The sequence below is a fragment of the Algoriphagus sp. NBT04N3 genome (assembly GCF_019443765.1).
GTDB lineage: Bacteria > Bacteroidota > Bacteroidia > Cytophagales > Cyclobacteriaceae > Algoriphagus > Algoriphagus ornithinivorans.
The window spans coordinates 3,021,922-3,040,269 of the sequence record NZ_CP048415.1; the positions used below are offsets into that span (position 1 = coordinate 3,021,922).

General features: G+C 39.9%; 9 protein-coding genes. 4 read left to right on the forward strand and 5 right to left on the reverse strand.

The window, feature by feature from the left end:
• Positions 1 to 5 precede the first annotated feature (5 nt).
• The 5 genes from GYM62_RS13040 to GYM62_RS13060 form a co-directional block, all read right to left on the reverse strand.
• Entirely contained in the window at positions 6 to 1,004 is a 999-nt protein-coding gene (locus GYM62_RS13040; protein ID WP_219956745.1) for a ThuA domain-containing protein, read from the reverse strand.
• A gap of 5 nt (positions 1,005 to 1,009) precedes the next feature.
• The gene (locus GYM62_RS13045; RefSeq protein WP_219956746.1) at positions 1,010 to 1,882 is read right to left on the reverse strand and encodes a DUF808 domain-containing protein; all 873 of its coding nucleotides are present in this window, start codon (positions 1,880 to 1,882) and stop codon (positions 1,010 to 1,012) included.
• Between the two features lie 251 nt (positions 1,883 to 2,133).
• Entirely contained in the window at positions 2,134 to 3,012 is an 879-nt protein-coding gene (locus GYM62_RS13050; protein ID WP_219956747.1) for a phytanoyl-CoA dioxygenase family protein, read from the reverse strand.
• 70 nt (positions 3,013 to 3,082) lie between these two features.
• Complete coding sequence (locus GYM62_RS13055) at positions 3,083 to 4,315, reverse strand: M48 family metallopeptidase (RefSeq protein WP_219956748.1); 1,233 nt, start codon at positions 4,313 to 4,315, stop codon at positions 3,083 to 3,085.
• A 9-nt stretch (positions 4,316 to 4,324) separates the two neighbouring features.
• Positions 4,325 to 5,371 (reverse strand): type IX secretion system membrane protein PorP/SprF, encoded by a 1,047-nt coding sequence (locus GYM62_RS13060; protein ID WP_091648880.1) that lies wholly within the window; start codon positions 5,369 to 5,371, stop codon positions 4,325 to 4,327.
• A gap of 83 nt (positions 5,372 to 5,454) precedes the next feature.
• On the opposite strand from GYM62_RS13060, the gene GYM62_RS13065 reads away from it, so the two are divergent.
• The 4 genes from GYM62_RS13065 to GYM62_RS13080 all read left to right on the forward strand — a co-directional run bounded on the left by GYM62_RS13065 (position 5,455) and on the right by GYM62_RS13080 (position 18,265).
• Positions 5,455 to 10,974 (forward strand): gliding motility-associated C-terminal domain-containing protein, encoded by a 5,520-nt coding sequence (locus GYM62_RS13065; RefSeq protein WP_219956749.1) that lies wholly within the window; start codon positions 5,455 to 5,457, stop codon positions 10,972 to 10,974.
• Positions 10,974 to 11,726 (forward strand): peroxide stress protein YaaA, encoded by a 753-nt coding sequence (gene yaaA, locus GYM62_RS13070; protein ID WP_219956750.1) that lies wholly within the window; start codon positions 10,974 to 10,976, stop codon positions 11,724 to 11,726. The genes GYM62_RS13065 and yaaA overlap by 1 nt, the downstream gene beginning before the upstream one ends.
• A gap of 105 nt (positions 11,727 to 11,831) precedes the next feature.
• Positions 11,832 to 15,338, forward strand: coding sequence for a gliding motility-associated C-terminal domain-containing protein (locus tag GYM62_RS13075; RefSeq protein ID WP_219956751.1), 3,507 nt, complete (start codon positions 11,832 to 11,834; stop codon positions 15,336 to 15,338).
• Between the two features lie 179 nt (positions 15,339 to 15,517).
• Entirely contained in the window at positions 15,518 to 18,265 is a 2,748-nt protein-coding gene (locus tag GYM62_RS13080; RefSeq protein ID WP_219956752.1) for a hypothetical protein, read from the forward strand.
• Positions 18,266 to 18,348 lie beyond the last annotated feature (83 nt).

The following is an 18,348-nucleotide window of genomic DNA, read 5'->3' on the forward strand; positions in this document are numbered from 1 at the left end:
TTACTTTACTTAAAATCAGAAACTCTCATCCCTTTTCTAAAAGTATCAAAACCAAACATAGTAGGTTCGTATTTTCCTACCAAAACAACCGATAGATCAGGTTTGATGTCATCTTCCATTCCCAGTAGCCAAAAACTAGCATTCAAAATCAAGCGTCTTAAATCTTCACTCTGGAAATCCAAAGAAGCTCCCATTGTTGAAGCGAAAGCCATTCCGGGCTTTCCATTTTCGATTTGGTAAGGTTTGGTCCAAGCTATAGGCATGAGGGATTTTTCCCAAACCAAGGAAGAATTGGGATCGAGCTCTGCAGTGCTCTGTCCATATACCAATATCTCGGCATCGTCTGGCAAGTGTTTGATTCCATACACATCTGAAGGACCCCATATATCAGTCACTCCGCGAAGTACAGGATGATCATTGGCTTGCTTTACCCCATCTATCAATCCTCTTGTTCCTTCTTTTCCATGATTTCCATGGTGGTTTACCCAGGTTTCTCCAAAAATCCGCTGACCAAAACCTCTTTCCCAACCTTCCACTTTACTCATCCAATGCCATTTGGAGAAGCGAGAATCTTTATTCTTTTGATAAGCAAAGGCATGGGTGGAGGTGCGCAATCCTATGATAGGTTTTCCGGCTTTCAAAAAGCCCTCAATATACTGTGCCTGCTCGTCCGGCAATTCCCTAAAACGGATCAACATAATCATCAAATCTGCTGTTGCGAGCTGCTCCAAGCCCGGTATATTGTTTTGATAGTTTGGAACTATATCACCTGTCTCAGGGTGGATAGGGAATAATACGGTAGTTTTAAAACCATGATGCTCTGAAAGAATTTTTGCCAACATAGGCATGCTTTCCTCTGAGCGATACTCATCATCTCCTGCTACCAAAACGATGTGTTTTCCCTTTCCGGGTCCATCTTTTCCTTCAAATTGTAGGTATTGCTGTGCGCTAAGCCCGCAAGAAATCAAAAATGCACAGAGTATCAAGGGAAGGAATCTTTTCATGGGAATTAGTTTTTCTTTGAAACCTTGGTTTTTATCAAATGGATAGGAATCCACACTAAAATACCGATTATGAAACCGATTAAAAAGTCCCTTAAGATAGTTGGTAATCCTGTGAGAAGATGATGGAAGAAGTCGATTTTATGGGTAAAAATACCTCCTGCGACCAAGAATAAAGCTATGGTACCAACAATACTGATGAATCTTACTAAGTAAGGAAGCCCCACTACCATGGCCATTCCAACCTTATCAGACAGGGTGTCGTCCTCCTCATTCCAATTGATCAACTTCTGCCCCATTTCATCCATACGGACAATTACTGCCACTAATCCATAAACCCCCACTGTGGCGATTAATGAGATCAAGGTGACCACCAAAATTTGATTCAAAAACGGCTCTCCCTCTACCGCTCCCAAAGTGATAATGATGATTTCAACGGATAGGATAAAGTCTGTGGTAATTGCAGACTTAATTTTCTTTTTCTCTAGCGCGAGAATTTGCTCTTTGCTCAATTCGGGTCGGAGCTTTGCTTTTTCCTTGTTTTTTTCTGGAAGGATCCACTCCATTACTTTCAAGGCACCTTCATAAGCAAGATAAATACCTCCGATGATTAAAATGATTGTAATAGAAACCGGTAAAAAAGCACTCAGTAAAAAAGCTAATGGAAGAATGATGATTTTATTCAAAAGGGAGCCTTTGGTAATTGCCCAGAGTACAGGTAGCTCTCTATTGGACACAAAACCGGAAGCTTTTTCCGCATTTACCGCCAAATCATCCCCTAAAATTCCTGCTGTTTTCTTAGCAGCCACTTTGGTCATACTGGCGACATCATCCATTAGTGTAGCTACATCATCGAGAAGGGCAAATAATCCTGAAGCCATTGTTAAGATTTTGAAAGATAAAATTTGAAGTCTGAAATATCGCAAGCAACAATAATCTCGGATTATTGGTAGACTTATTCAGATTTTAATCAGCTAAGTTAAACTTTCCACCCGGTCTGACTCCCTAAAAATCAAAATACTTTATTGGATTTATTCGATCTTTAGAAATCTATTTGCCTAAGATTCGGTTTTTTTAAATCATAATATTAGCTAAGCACTGCTTTTAAGAAAAAATTATAAAAAATCAGTCTTTAAATATTCGCTGGATCAAAAATCAGCGGGAAAAATTTCCCTTCCATTTTTTGCCCTTTTGGAATTACAGGCACTCCCTCCAAAAGCGGTTCATCTGAATTTGAAATGGTTCCGTCCGCAAATACATTCAGAACAAAAGCCTTCCTGGAGCGATCAGAGTAATTGGCAAAGCTTCCGTGCACTAACAAAGGATGATGAAATGCCGCATATCCTGCTTTCAATGGAATAGCTACAGGCTTGAACTCTGCTATCTGCTCAGCTGTCATCATTTGCTTCAAACCGTCCATCTCTCCCGCAAGTGCAGGCTTTTCCAATAAACCCCAGCGATGCGAGCCGGGAACATATTGCAAGCAGCCATTTTCTTCTGTGGCATCATCCAGTCCGCACCAACAAGTCAAATGTTGCATTTCGATAGTTCGGGTCCAGTAGCTATAATCTTGATGCCAGGCCACATTTCCCCCGTGATGAGCGGGCTTACAAAAGAGTTGGTCATGCCAAAATCGGACTGCACGATCTCCGAGTAATTGACTCGCAACCATTCTAAAGGCAGGATTCCAGATTACATCATGAAAGGCTTCAGCGATTCGCCAATGGCCTAAAGAATGAAAAAGTACCTTATTCGGATCTCCAGACTCATTGCTATGAAACTCATGGAATAAATTATGTAAGGGATGCTGAGGATCCATGACCTCATCCAAGGCCTTTTTTAGAGCCTCAATTTGTTTCTCATCAAGCAGTTTGATCCCAGCGATAAATCCATTTTCGTGAAAAAATTCAATTTGTTCCTTACTTAGTCTGTATTGGTCCCAGTCCTGATGGGATTTGGGCTGTGAGAAAAGATCAGAAAGTGGATAATGAAAATCGGCTAGGTCTTTCATGGGTTTTAGGCTTCAAGCAGATTTGAAGATAAAAAAAATGTATCGATTTCTATCTTCTTAGCCTACCCCCTCAATTTTCCAGTTTTTCTAATCGCTGCAGTAAAGGCGGATGGGAATAATTCACAAACACGTACCAAGGATGAGGATTGATATTGCTTAGCGTTTTTACTGAAAGAGTTTTCAATGCTTCCGCCAAAGGCTTGCCTTCAAAAGTTTCTTTAGCAAATGCATCTGCCTCAAATTCATTTTTTCTACTGAGCCAATTCATTCCGATCCCAATTATCATAGATATGGGTGAAAATAACATGGTAAATCCTATGATATTCAATTGGGCAGACCACCCAGACCCACCTAATGCCAGGCTCATATTTTCTGAAAAAATAAACTGAGACAGCAAAAACAACAGTATGCCAACCTGCAATACAGAGGCTAACATGCCCAAAATGATATGCTTTTTCTTGTAATGCCCAACTTCATGAGCCAAAACAGCGACCAATTCATCTGGTGGATGCTGTTCTAATAATGTGTCATACAGGACTACTTTTTTTCTCTTGCCAAAGCCTGAGAAAAAGGCATTGGCTTTGGCTGATCTTTTACTTCCATCCATCACCAGAATATTTTCCAGAGGAAAAGAAACTGATTGGGCATAATGAATGATTTTTTGCTTCAATTCTCCATCTTCTAAAGGAGTTAATTTATTGAAAAGGGGAAGTATCCAAGCAGTATAAAATAAATTGACCAATACCATGAACACAGCTGCCACTGCCCAGAAAATCCACCAAAAATGAGGACCCATCTGATGGATTAACCATAGGAAAACTAATAATAAGCTACCGCCAACAATCAATGAAAGAATATATCCTTTGAGCTTATCTGAGAAAAAAGTGCCTAAACTGGTTTTATTAAAACCGTATTTTTCTTCAATAACGAAGGTACTGTAATAATCAAAGGGCAAGCTGATCAAATCAGATCCAATAAATATTAGGGCAAAAAAGGCTACAGAATGAAAAAGAGGATTACTGATATAGTTGCCAATCCAATCATCAATCCAGCCAAACCAACCCATATAGATAAACAGGATTGTCAAAGCGAAAGAAAAAATACCCGTGACCAGGCCAAAGTTGTAATTTTCACGCTGATACGCTTTGGCTTCCAATAACTTTTCTGAACTGAGATACTGCCCCAGAGTTTCCGGTACTTTGGGTACAGGTCTTTGGATATTCAGGTAGCTTAAAATTTTCTCAAGCAAAAAGCCAAAACTCACCACTCCTATCAAGAGGTATTTTAAAGTCTCAGGACTCATGTAAAATGTTTAGAATTTAGGACAAGGCAAGATAGTATCCCTTCTGGAGGGCTTGCCTTGGTAATTATTCGGAAGTGTCCAAGAAAGGCTTAATTCGTGAGCTCCTCCAGACTGTATTCCAAGCTGGGACACAGTATAATCGAAGCTGTAACCGATATTCAAACCGCTCAGTAAATTCACTCCCACCATCATGACAACTGCATCACGGTTGCTTTGGTTATTAATCGGCTTATAAGGAAGCCCTCTGTACCAAAGCCCAAAAACCAAGGGTTCCACATAAAAGTATGCTCCTACATCCAACTGCTCAAATGGCCCTTGTCTTTTGTAGTTAAAGGTTGGTGTCAAATATCGCTGCTTTCTGATATGAGTAAAATCCCCACGGAAACTACCCTCTCCCAATGCAATTCTATATCCCCCGTGTAGGGAAAATTTGGCTGGCAAGGGACTTAAGCCATCGATAAAAGATTGATTTGGCTCATTAACATGGTGAGCAGCCAGTCCAATCCAGAAGTTTTCTGTAAAAAACATCCCTCCCAATGAAAGAGAAAGCATACTTACAGGATCACCAAGACCCGGAATATCAGACCCAGGAAGTGTAGGTCCGAAAGGATCACTAGGATTGATTTGATTAGCAAATATTAAATTTTCATAAAATCCGATTTCTCTTCGAATGTAGCTTGCCTGAAAACCGGGCCGGAAATAGGAATTATCCCCCAGTTTTAATTCATAAGAAAAAATACCGGAAATGGTTGTAGACCGAAGTTTGGCTGCTCCTTCTGTATCCTGCATTACATGAAAACCCACTCCTGCATTGTAATCAGGAAGGTAAGTATCGTAAAAGGCTGAGAAAGTAGTAAACTGAGCATCAATGCTTGGCCATTGGTTTCTGTAATTAAAACCTACCCTTCCTGTAAGCTCTCCGCCTGCCATGGCTGGATTGAGATACAAAGGCGCTGCATAATATTGGCTATATTGCGGATCCTGCGCATGCAAAGGCATGCTTAGGCCAAAAGCCAATATTCCGAAAAAAACTATAAGCAGCGAAGACCGTAACAAGGATTTGTTCGTTTATTTGAATATTCAGTCAGCATCTAAAACGTTTCTTCCTCTAGGTTGTTTTAGATAGCAGTTCGAAAAATATGAAAAGCAAACCGCATTCCATACATATTATCCTTTTTTTCACCTTTTTAAGCGCATTTTTCTGGGCTGGAAATACATCTGTATCCCTTGCTCAGGGTTTTAATGACAATGAATGGATATTTGGATATTGCGGTTCTGGCACTCCAAATAATTATTTATCCTTCGGAAAAGGACAAAGCCCGACTGTTCAAAGTCTTCCCGGTTCTATCATCCTGGATAAATTCAGTAACTCAGTTACGATTGACCCCATCACTGGGCAGCCATTATTTTATTCAAATGGCTCTATCGTTTATGATTATAGTGGAGCTCCCATTCAAGGCCAAGTTGGAAATCTAAATGGTCCAATTGATACCAGACAGCAAGTGGCTTCTGGCTTTTTGGAATATGAGCCGGATGGAAATAAGCTCTTTTATTTATTCTATGTATCCCCTGGGGGACAATTGCTCTACACCTTGATTGATATGAACGCTCCAGGGCAGGCCACAGGAAATGAGCGTCCATTGGGAGAAATCATTGAGCAAGATCAAACAATCGGGAATGCTCAGGGAGCAATTTTAGTAGTCAAATCGCCATCATCCCCTTCCTACCTGATCAGCTTTAATGGAGGAAATTTAATTTCTAGGAGAATTGAAGGAACAGCGGGCAACTTTACCCAAACGGATACGCAGCCCCTACCTTTCACTCCAAAAGCCATAGTATTTGATGAGGACAGTGGAAAATTGATTTTGATTCCAGAAAATCCGGGAGACGACATTATTGTAATGGATTTTGATACTTCATCTGGAAACTTCAGCAATCCAACACCTATCAGCCAATCCGGAGGGACTGACTCTATTGAAGGAGCGACCTTTTCTCCAGATGGTAATTTCATTTATTTCTCCAGAGGAAGTCAACTTTTCAGAGTTCCAAGCAATGATCTCACGGCAACTCCAGAGGAAATTCCTTTAGATCCTCAACCTTCAACAGTTTATGATTTGAAAGTTGGGCCTGATGGAGAACTCTATTTTATTTATGAAGAAACCACTGGAGGACCACAACTCATAGGGAAAGTTACCAATCCAAATGAAGAGGAGATTGATGACATCAATGTAGAAATTGATCCTTTCGCCGGTGCTGACTTTTGTGGTACTATCTTTCCAACTTTTGCTCCTAACGCAGATATTGATGCAACGGTGGACTTTGACTGGGATCCAGATATGCCTTGTGCCAACAATCCTGTTCAGCTGACCAGCGAAATTACGCCGGAAAATTACAGACCTGTTTCTTTCAGTTGGGAATTCAATCCTCCTCTAACTGATTCTGACGGCAATCCTTTACCTGCAGATTATGCGCAAGAGCACTTTTTGATTCCAGCGGATGCTGCTCAAGGACAAAGTGTGTCAGTGACACTTACGGTAACATTTGCAGATGGGGAAAGTCAGACTGTTACCAAGGATATACCATTGACAGAAAATAACCTAGAGGCAAACTTTACGCCGCAAGACACCACCATCTGCGAGGGTCAATGTGTGGATATTGCAGCACTTCTTGAGGCTCAAAACTCGGCTGGTCAACAGGACGGGGAAGCACCTCCGGGCGGAGGTGATCAATACGAATATTTCTGGTCAAATTACCGGGATGAAGGCTGGGGTACAAGGCAGGAGAATGAAGTATGTCTTCCAGGGCTATACTGGGTTTTGGTGAGAGAGCCAGGTTCGGAATGCTATGCCTATGCCGAAATCCGAGTCAAGGTCTGGGACCTGCAAGATCAAAGCAATAATATCTGGTATTTTGGAGATGGAGCAGGGATAGACTTTAATCCGGATCCAAATGATCCGAATGCACCTGTTCCGAGACCCATCGCCCAAAGGCACCCTCAAAATATTCCGGCAGGTACAACCACCATTTCAGATGAAGCCGGTCAGGTATTGTTTTATACAGACGGGGAGTCTGTCTGGGATTTAAACGGAGACTTAATGGCTAATGGAGATGCCATTGGTGGAGATAATGGATCTAGCCAGGGTGTCATAGCCGTTCCTGTTCCAGACGAACAAACTTTATTTTATCTCTTTACTACTCAAAGAAGTGCAAATGGAAGTAACCAGGTAAAATTCTCCTTGGTAGATATCAAATCAGATAACCCAACAGGAGTGGGTAATGTGGTTACAAAGGACAATTTCCTATTCAGTCCCTCCACCGAGCATTCTGCAGCTTTTAACAACGGGGATACTACTTGGGTACTTTTCCATGAATTGGGGAACAACACCTTTAGAGCTTATCCTGTATCCTCACAGGGAATAGGACAACCTGTGCTCAGTTCGGTAGGAAGTAATCATGGATTCAACTCAGGGGTCGGCGCCATGAAATTCAGCCCTGATGGAAGTAAAGTAGCTGTCACAATCTCAGAGGGAGGCTGTAATAAATTAGAAATTTTTGATTTCAATGCTAGTACAGGCAGAATGACAGAATATGCCCGAATCGATTTGGGCTGTAATGGAGATGTGTATGGCTTGGAATTCTCAGACAGCGGGGAAAAAGTCTTTGTGTCTTACAGAAATGGAGGACCTGGAGTGGAAGAATTTACCATTCAACCTGTGGATAATGATGATCCTAATGCTGCCACATGTCCATCCTGTTTTGGTAATGCAAATACGCGCCCTCAAAGAGAAGCTTGTATTCTTTCCACTCGAAACCAAATAGGGGGCACTTCCGGGCTCAACTTGGGAGCCCTACAAATCGGTCCTGATGGCAACATCTATGTTGCTGTAGTAGGAAGCAATCAAATTGGACAAATTGCAGTTGGCGCAGGTTGTAATTCCAGTAGTACATTCAACCAGAATTCAGTTGAGCCCATGCCAGGGACTGCAAATTTGGGACTTCCTTCCTTTGTCCAAAATAGCGGAAGCTCAATTCCTGAACCTTCCTTACTCGCACCAGAGAGATTATGTCTAGACCCTGTGAATGGAGCTGGAGCATTGATTGAGGGTGGCGGAGAACCTGACATTGATTCCTATTTCTGGACGATTACCAGAGATGACGGCACAGTGATTTTGGATAATTTCGGTGGCCCTGGAGATCAGTTTCAGAATTTGGATCAACTATTCGATGAGCCTGGTTTGTATACAGTAGAGTTGAATGTAACCAGATGTGCGACAGAGAATTACTTTGTAGATAGCTTACAAATTCAAGTGGATGCTCCACCAACTTTAACATTGGAATCTGATGCCACTTTATGTTCTGGAACTCCAGTAGTTTTAACAGCAATTGATGGTTATGATCCAGCTGAAGGATTGTATGATTTTCAGTGGACCAATGCAGCAGGTCAGGTATTTGGAGATCAAAATTCCAATACAATTACGGTTGATGAGGAAAGTATCTACACAGTAGTAGTAAGCTATAGAATTCCTGACGGATTAAGTGATGATGAAATCGCCCTTTATGAAACATGCCCTGCCACGGCTGAGGTGTTTGTTGGTCCTGCCTTTGAATTTGATATCAATCAGGATGCCCAAGAGGTTTGCTTTGAAGATGTGCTTGTCAACTTTACACCTGACACACCAATCAGCGGAGAATGGTATTATGAAAGAGATCAGGATGGAAATAGAGTTCTTTTAGGTGAGTTTTTTGAATTGGAATTATTTGTTAATACTCTTCCTGGTCCTGGAAATTATGAAATCATTTTTATTACTGAAGACCCGATTTTAGAAGGATGTCAGGTTGAGAAAAAAGTTGATCTAATAGTTAACGAGCTTCCGCTATTTACGGTAGTTCAAACGACTCCAGCAACTGATTGTACAACTGCTGATGGGTCCTTTGAAATTACCATGCAGGCAAATGCTGCTACAGTCACTGTCCAGGAAACCGGGGAAGTTTTCACCAATGTCAATGCTGGTGATGTGATCGCAGTAAATAATTTATTACCGGATGTATACACCATTGAGGCAGAAAATGTCTTCGGCTGTTTTTACATTGCCACTGTGAGCATTGAAAACAGTAACCCTCCAGCAGGATATGAATTTTCAGTGACCTCAACCGATGAAACATGTGGCCCTAATGGAGTTGAGCCGGGCTTAATTTCAATCACCTTTACTGGCGGGTCTCCTGTAAATGGTAGTTATCAAATTACCCGACAGGGAAATGGTCAAGTCTTTTCCGGAACTTTAGCTAATGTGAATTCTGTGGACATTCCTGTTCCATACGGGGAGTATGCGGTTGAAATTATAGACCTTAGTAACTGTGCAATTCCAGATCCTCAGTTGTATACGATTGAACAAAAATTCTTGGTACAGTTCTCAGCACCAAGCAATTTTACAGCGTGTGAAAGCTATACCTTCAGCCCTACCCCATCCGATGGGCTTACTTTCACCTTAACTGCCCCTGGAGGCAATACCCTACAACCAGATACAGATGGGTCTTTCACTATCACTCAAACAGGCACTTACACCCTTCTTGGCCAAGATCCAAGTGGAGAAGATTGTCCTAGGGAGATAAACATCAATGCTACCATAACTCAGCCCATTGACTTTGAATTGGTAGGTCCGATTGACGATTGTCAGGTGGGCATTAGATATGAAGCACAATTGAATAACGCGGTTCCAGCTGATGTCATCTTTTTATGGAAAGATGCCGGGGGAGTGATTGTAGGAAGGCAACAAAGTTTTGCTCCACCGAGAGATGGAGACTATAGCTTAGAAGTACAGCCTAGGAGTGGAGGTTTATGTACCACACCTCCAATTAATTTCACAGCTGAATTTCGAGAGCTTACTGTAGATGTGGAATTGGATGTAACTCCTTTCTGTATAGATCAGGCATCTACCAACCTAACAGTTGTAGCTGATCTAAGTGATGTTGCAAACATTGAATGGTATTCTGTTCAAGGTGGGACTAGAACAAGGTTGTTCCAGTTTGACGACCTGCCAATTATTGAAACCAGCTTAGAAGGAACCTACGAGGTTTTATTAAGAAGTGCCGCGGGATGTGATCTTGGCAGAGCAGCTGCTCAGGTTGCAAAGTCCATTATTATCCCACCTGTGGTCCCTACTGAGTTTACTATTTGCGCCATTGAAGGAGTAACCCAAAGTATCAATCCGGGAGATTACGACAACTATTCTTGGGTATTGAATGGAGAAGAGGTTTCTCAGGATGCAATTTTCACACCTACTCTACCAGGCATATACGAATTAATAGTATCTGATAATTTGGGTTGCTTTTACGTCGAAACCTTTGAGGTTTTAGAAGACTGTTCTTTGAAGGTTTCTTTCCCAACAGGTGTTGTTTTAAACGATCCATCCAGAAACTTCATTCTTTATGCCAATGAATATATTGATGAAGCGGAAGTATTTGTATTCAATCGATGGGGAGAGCTTATTTTCTATTGTGAGCATCAAAATCTTGAGCCCGCTCAGCCGTTCTGTCCTTGGGATGGTGTTGTAAATGGAAAATTCGTTCCAAACGGAACATATGCCATAGTTGTAAGGTTTACTAGTGTAGATCAGAACAAAACCGAACAAATAACCAAAGCAATAACGATTATACAGTAATGTTAATTTTAATTTCTCCTGCAAAAACTTTAGACTACAGCACTCCAAATTTCCAAGAATACAGCCAACCAGAATTCACTTCTGATATCAAATCTTTGGTATCAGTAATGAAAAAGAAAAGTTCGAAGGACATCGCAGACCTAATGAAAGTAAGTGATAGCTTGGCGAACTTGAATGAAGAGAGATTTAAAACCTTTCAAAAGGAGTTTACTCCTGACAATTCCAAGCAAGCGCTTTTAGCATTCAAAGGAGATGTTTACACCAAAATTGATGTTGACAATTACAGTGAAGAGGAATTCGAATTCGCTCAAAATCATTTAAGAATTCTTTCAGGATTATACGGGCTATTAAAACCTCTAGACTTAATTCAGCCTTATAGACTGGAAATGGGTACTCGACTGGAAACTAAAAAAGGAAAAAATCTTTACGAATATTGGGATACTAAAATTGCGAAAGCAATCAATCAAGTAGCGGCCGGAAAACCGGTTGTTAACTTGGCCTCTCAGGAATATTTCAAGGCAGTTGATTTAAAGACTTTGAAATCGCCTGTAATCAATATTCATTTCAAGGAACATCGAGACGGAAAATACCAGGTAATTGGCTTGTTTGCAAAGCAGGCAAGAGGTTTGATGACTGACTTTGCCATAAAAAATAGAATTACATATCCTGAAGATCTCAAAACCTTTAATGTAGAAGGCTATGAGTTCTCAGAGCCTTTGAGTGATCATAGCGATTGGGTATTTGTTAGATAGTGAAATGAATAAACCTTAAATTCAAAGTTAATCGAGGCTTAATTTTTTGGTAGTCAGGGAATTTGGTAGATTTACGTTCCAAAATAGTGGTTGACTCCAATAAAAATGCATTTGAATAAATTGAAAGACTTACACTCCAACTATAGAGCAACAATTTTGCTCTTGTTAGGAGTGTTTTTTTTTTCAATTATACTCACACCTAGCAGCGCTAATTTTTCAGAAGATGAATTTGATTTTCCATTAGTAAATCAACCCGATCTTCAAGGTCCTGAAACGCTATGTTTTCCACTGGGCGGAGAAAGTGTAATTGGAACTTTTTCTGGGGGAGGTATACCGGCTGCTGATGTTTATTCTTGGAAAATATTTGGCCCAAACAATTCTCTATTACTATCTATTTCTGGGGGTGCTCTTCTACAAACAATTAATTACACCTTTTCAATTCGAGGAGTTCATCGGGTAGAACTTTCTGTGAGAAGAGGCGTCTTGGTCTTTCCTCTTCAAACTCTCAATGTATTAGTTCAAGACAGACCCACTCCTGCCTTAAAAGCTAAGTATTCTCTTTGTGGAACAGACCCATTAAATCTTACAGCCATTAATCCTTCATCCCCAAACTTTGCCTCTTATGAGTTTATTTGGAGAGATGGATCGGGAAATGAAATTGGGAATGCGAATAACTTAACTGTCGTTAATTCAGGTAAATATTTTGTTACTGTATTCGTCCCAAATAGTTCTGGAAAATCTGAATGTGTCACTAACCTTTCGACCGAAGTTAGCAACTCATCTGATATAAAAGTTGAACAAAGTTTAAGTTCTATTTGTGAAGATCAAGGAATTACTTTTTCAACTAATCCAAGTAGCGTTGGAAACTGGTATTTAAACAAAGCTGGGGAAAGCTCAAGAACATTTTTAACCACAAGTGAATCTCTCTTTATTTTTCAAAACCAACTTAATGATGGTTTTGGAGATTACGAAGTCACCTATGAGGTTATCAATCCTGATGCAGTAGATTGTGAAATATTAATCCAAAACACATTCACATTTAATCCAATCCCAGACTTTACAATCATAGGCTCAATTGGATCGAGTGGTTGTAACATACCCGATGGAGGAGTTCAAATTAGGGCAAATACGAAGATCGATTATATCATTGTAGAAGGAACTTCTGTCGTGTCTCCATCCCTTGAGCCGGGGGATATATATACTTTATCTGGATTAGAGTCAGGGGCATATAATTTGATAAGCTTTTTAGGAAATTGTGGGAATTCTTATGCCTCAGTTGTCCCATTAGATAATCCTCCAACCGAACTAAATTTCCAAATAACAGATGAAAAGGGGGAAACATGTACACTTGATGGAAAACTTAATGGTAGCTTCAAGGTCAACTTTCTCAATGGGCCTATAGATGGTTTTTATCGAGTTTTAGGTGAGAAAGGAGCTATTTATAAAAATGAATCCTTTTCAGATAAATCGGATTTATTGATAGATGTTCCGGGAGGAAAATTTGTCTTCGAACTTTATAATCAAGATTCCTGCTCACTACCCAAAAAAGAGTTTGTTGAAATCCCCGGAAAAGAGCTTGTTAATTACTCCATCCCAGGTGATCTTTTTATCTGTCAATCTTTTGAACTCACTCCTCAAACTACCCAAGCACTAGAATTTGAGTTAATCAGTCCCTCCAATAATTCAGAGTTCAGGAACGTAAACCAGCCATTCACTATAACAGAAGAAGGAACTTATAAGATTATAGGGCGGCTTCCAAATCAGGATGATTTATGTCCTGTTTCCCAAACTTTCCAAGTCACTTTGGTAGATCCTGTTGAATTTGAGGTGGTACTTAACGAAGAAGACTGTTTAGGAAATAGAACCTATAAAGCTGAGATTTATGATAGGGACTCTACCTCTGTAATATTTACTTGGTACAATGAAAATGACGAGGTGGTAGGGAATAACCAGTTTCTAAATCCGACAAGCACCGGTACATTCAAGCTAGAAGTTCAACCTGCCAATAGCTCCGCTTGCCCTATTCCACCCAAAGAATTTGAAATAGAAGATCCTGTTTTGTCGGTAGATGTTACACTAACTACTACCAAGCTTTGTGAATTCGGCCCTGAAGCCATCATCACTTTGGAAACTACTTTTCCTGAAGCTATAACAGATATTGAATGGAGGCGATTTGATGAAAATGGAGATATTATTGAGCTACCTGAGTTAAAAAATCAAACTGAAATTACTACTCGAGTCGGGGGAACTTATGAAGCTTCAGTGTTCAGCATTATTCCTGATATAAACAAAAATTGCGAACTTGGAAGATCCTCTGTTGAACTAGATCTTACTCCGGAAAAAGTTCTTTTCGACATTCCTCAGGAAATTACAATATGTGAAAGCTACAATCTTATCCCAACCACAAATCAAAATCTGATATTTTTCGTAACCACGCCTTCGGGTGAAGAGCTAGAAGGAAATTCAGGGGACACTTTTGAACTTATCGAGCCTGGCATTTATACATTCTTGGCATTTGACAGTGATAGCCCTACTCCATTTTGTCCAGAGCAAAAAGAAATTGAAGTAAGTATTGTAGAGCCAGTAGTTTTTGAGCCCATATTATTTGAGGAAGATTGTTCCGGAAGCCGAATTTATCAAGCCTCCTTATCAAATTATCAAGCCAACGAGGTGGATATTTTCTGGCGAGACGCAAATGGGACAATTGTTGGAGGAGATGAATTTCTGCAGTTGTCCAATCCTGGAATCTACAGCTTAGAGGTTCAGCCTGCGAATTCGACCACTTGCCAAATTGAACCAATTTCTTTCGAGTTTGAGCCTCCGATTCTTTCTTTGCCTCTGGCTCTTGAATCTGACCCTTATTGTCCAGATGCAAGCTTAACAAACATTAGGCTAGATACAGATTTTGATGAGGTTTCAAGAATTGAGTGGTGGTTTACAGATATTAATGGAACAGCAACTCAACTCAGCAACTTTACCAATCTTAGAGAGATTTCAGTAACCAACGAAGGAAGCTACGAAGCAAGAATATTCAACTCAATCCCATGCCTTTTAGGTACGGAAAGTGTTTTGATTCTGAAAAGTCAGGATGTAGTCAGACCTGCTTTAGAGGAGAATTATCTAATATGCCCAAGATATGAAATAGCTCCTGTCTTAAATCCTGGAAACTTTGCTTCCTACGAGTGGTACTTTGGAGAACAATTAGTCTCTACCAGCCCAACATACAAGCCTAATCTGATTGGAAATTATTCACTGACAGTTACGAGCCTAGAAGGCTGCTCCTATTCCACTTCCTTTACAACAGAAGAAGAATGTGAATTAAGAGTAAGTTTCCCTACAGCACTTACGCCAAGTAACCCAGATAAGCAATTTTTGATTTACACCAATTATCTGATTGACGAATTAGATGTTTGGATTTTTAATCAATGGGGAGAATTGATTTTTCATTGTGAAAATAAAAATCTTATTTCCGAGGAGTCAACTTGTCCATGGGATGGGACCTACCAAGGAAGGAAGATTCCAAATGGAGCATATACCATCCGGATAAATTATTCAAATACAGAGAGGAATATAAATCAAACGACAATAGGCTCCCTGCTGGTTGTTGAATAAATCCAACCAAATTACCATCTTTTTAAGGATGGCAAGTACCTCATCCAGATTTTTATATTTAAGAAACAATTAACCGTATTCCTGATTTTGGTTGGATTTTTGATCTTTGAATGATGAATTAAGCTAAGCTTATTTCCTCAAAATCAAGTAAATTAGATATCACCCAACGAAAGGAATCCGTGAAAACAAATGCTCAATTTCCTAAGTGGAAGATTGGGGTATTGTTTATTCTGTTTTTGGTTATGACAGGCGGCCTTGCCGCAAAAAAAGTCATAACTGAAGCAATTCAACCTAACTCTTCAAATCATGCTTATCAAGCTGACCCCAACTTGGTAGGCCCTGAAAATCTATGTATTATTTTCGGTGGAGTTATCGGTACTTTCAGTGGAGGAGGTGATCCTCAGGATGTTTATTCCTGGGAGGTTACAGATCCACAAGGAAATGTGATTTTTGACCGAACCGGTGGAGGCCCTCAGTTTGAAACCGTTAAGGTAGCGTTCAATGAGATAGGACTTTACAAGGTAGAGCTTAGCGTTAGAAGAGCTACATCTATCATCTACCAAGATGATTTGACTGTAAATGTCAAGAAAGGGCCAGAATTAGTTCTTTTGCCTGATTATTTGATTTGTAGCTATACCCCTGTTCAGCTAACTGCAATTGATCCAAATACTTCTACTATTTCAGATTATACTTTTATCTGGAAAGATTTTAATGGAAAAGTAATTGGAGACCAAAACACAGTCACTGTTCTTGATGAAGGCTTTTATCAAGTCGAATTATTTTTGACAAATAACACCTCTGGAGCGGCAGAATGTTTAATCACCGGAACTACCTATGTAGGACCATCGCTCGACTTTGAGATTCAACTAAGTAATAGTTCCATTTGTCAAGGCGAAGCCCTATCTGCTGGGTTAGATACGCCTTATCCTGGTGATTGGAGCATTATCAAACCTGGCTCAAACGATAAAACAGATTTAGGGTCGGCTTTTGAAATCCCTTTAAGCAACACCGACATTTCAAGTCCAGGAGAGTATACAATAATTTTTAGTGCTATTGACCCAAATTACCCTGGTTGTAGATCAGAAAGAAGGAAAATATTTACGGTAAATGAATCACCGAATCTAAACTTTACAATTCAAAACAGGCCTGATAACTGTGTAGTAAATAATGGTGCATTTACCATTAATGCTTCAACAGATTTAGACTCATTGATAGTGGTAGAGATTGGTTTCTTCCAGTCTAATGTGCCGGAAAATCAAGCAGTTTCGCTTTCAAACCTTGAAGCTCAGATCTATACTATTTCAGCCTACTCCAATGGTTGCAAATTAACTACTCTACTGGACTTAGCTCCTAAAGAGCCCCCTATTAACACAGGTGATGTTCCTGATATCAATGAACCAACTATTGAAGTTGAGCCTGAAACCTGCGGTGCAATTGGAGTTAACCCAGGAAAGTTAAAACTGACATTCAACCAAGGAAATGTGGACGGTGAATATAGAGTAATGTCTAATGGAATTGGTACCATAGTAAAAGGATTTATCCAAAATCAGCAAGTTGTAGAACAGACATTAGCAGGGGGGACATATTTTTTAGAATTAAATATTGACGGCTGTGCCTACCCTACCCAAGAAATAATCATCGAGTCAAAAAATCTTGTAAACTTCAGCGTTCCTAAAAAAATCAATATCTGCGAGAGCTTTGAATTGATTCCAGAAACTTCAGAAGATTTAATCCTTACCCTGACAGACCCTTCAGGCAATGAGATCACAAAAAACTCGGGAGAGCCATTTATCCTGACAAAAGGTGGGAGTTATTCACTTTTGGGGAAAGCTGCAGATAACTCCACTGGAGGCTGTCCAAAAAGAACTACTTTTGAGGTCAATGTGATCCCTAAAATCAATTTCGATCTTATCCTTTTAGAAGAAGATTGCTTTGGGAACAGGATCTATAAAACCGAAATCACAGGTTTAAAACCCGAACAAACATCTATCCGCTGGCTCAACGAATCGGGAGATATAGTGGGAAGAGGTGAATTATTTTACCCTACCTCCAATGGAAAATTTACTTTAAATGTTCAACCATTAGAAACTGGAAGTTGTCCAAATGAACCGATAGCATTCGAAATAGAACCTCCTGTCCTATCTGTTCCAATGGATTTGAGTGCATCTAAGATCTGTCCTGAGCCGGGCACATCAACTATTACTCTTAGCACAACAAAAAGTGCTGTAAACCGCCTAGAGTGGATTTACTTTGACATCAATGACAATAGAGAAGATTTACCCCAATTTCAGAATCAATTTGAAATAGAAGTCACTAGAGAAGGTAGCTACGAAGCCGTCGCTTTCAATAAAATAGGCTGCGAGATTGGAAGAAATTTCATTCAAGTTGAAAAAAGCACCCTTTTAACAACTCCAAATCTGGAAGAGGTCTATACAGTTTGCTCCAAGAAAAATAATCTTCCCGGTATAGATCCCGGAGATTTTGCAAGCTACGAGTGGTATTTTGAAGAAGATTTAGTTTCAACAAATAGGATTTACAAACCAGACCAAGTAGGGACTTATTCCTTAATTGTTACCACGGTTGATGGCTGTGAATTTTTCTCCACCTTCACGACTTATGACGCATGTAACTTTAAAGTGGTATTCCCGAATGCAATGGTGCTGAATGATTCCAATAAAGACTTCAGGGTATTGGTATCCCAAGGGGTAACAGAAGCAGAGGTTTTTATTTACAACCGAACGGGAGAATTGATTTTTCATTCTTTCATTAATGAAATACCAATAGAAAAACCTATTCTTAACTGGGATGGAAGAACTCTGCAAGGGAATAAAGTTCCGTTAGGGACCTATGCGGTTGTACTTGCTTTGAGAAATAAAATTTATGGTTTTGAGGAAAAAATAACCAGCTCACTTTTTGTAATCGAATAGGTAGGATTAAAATTTTTATTGGCGGAAAAGCCCGATTGCAATATTTTTCCTATTTTCAAACGTTTCAATCGAATGCATATCAA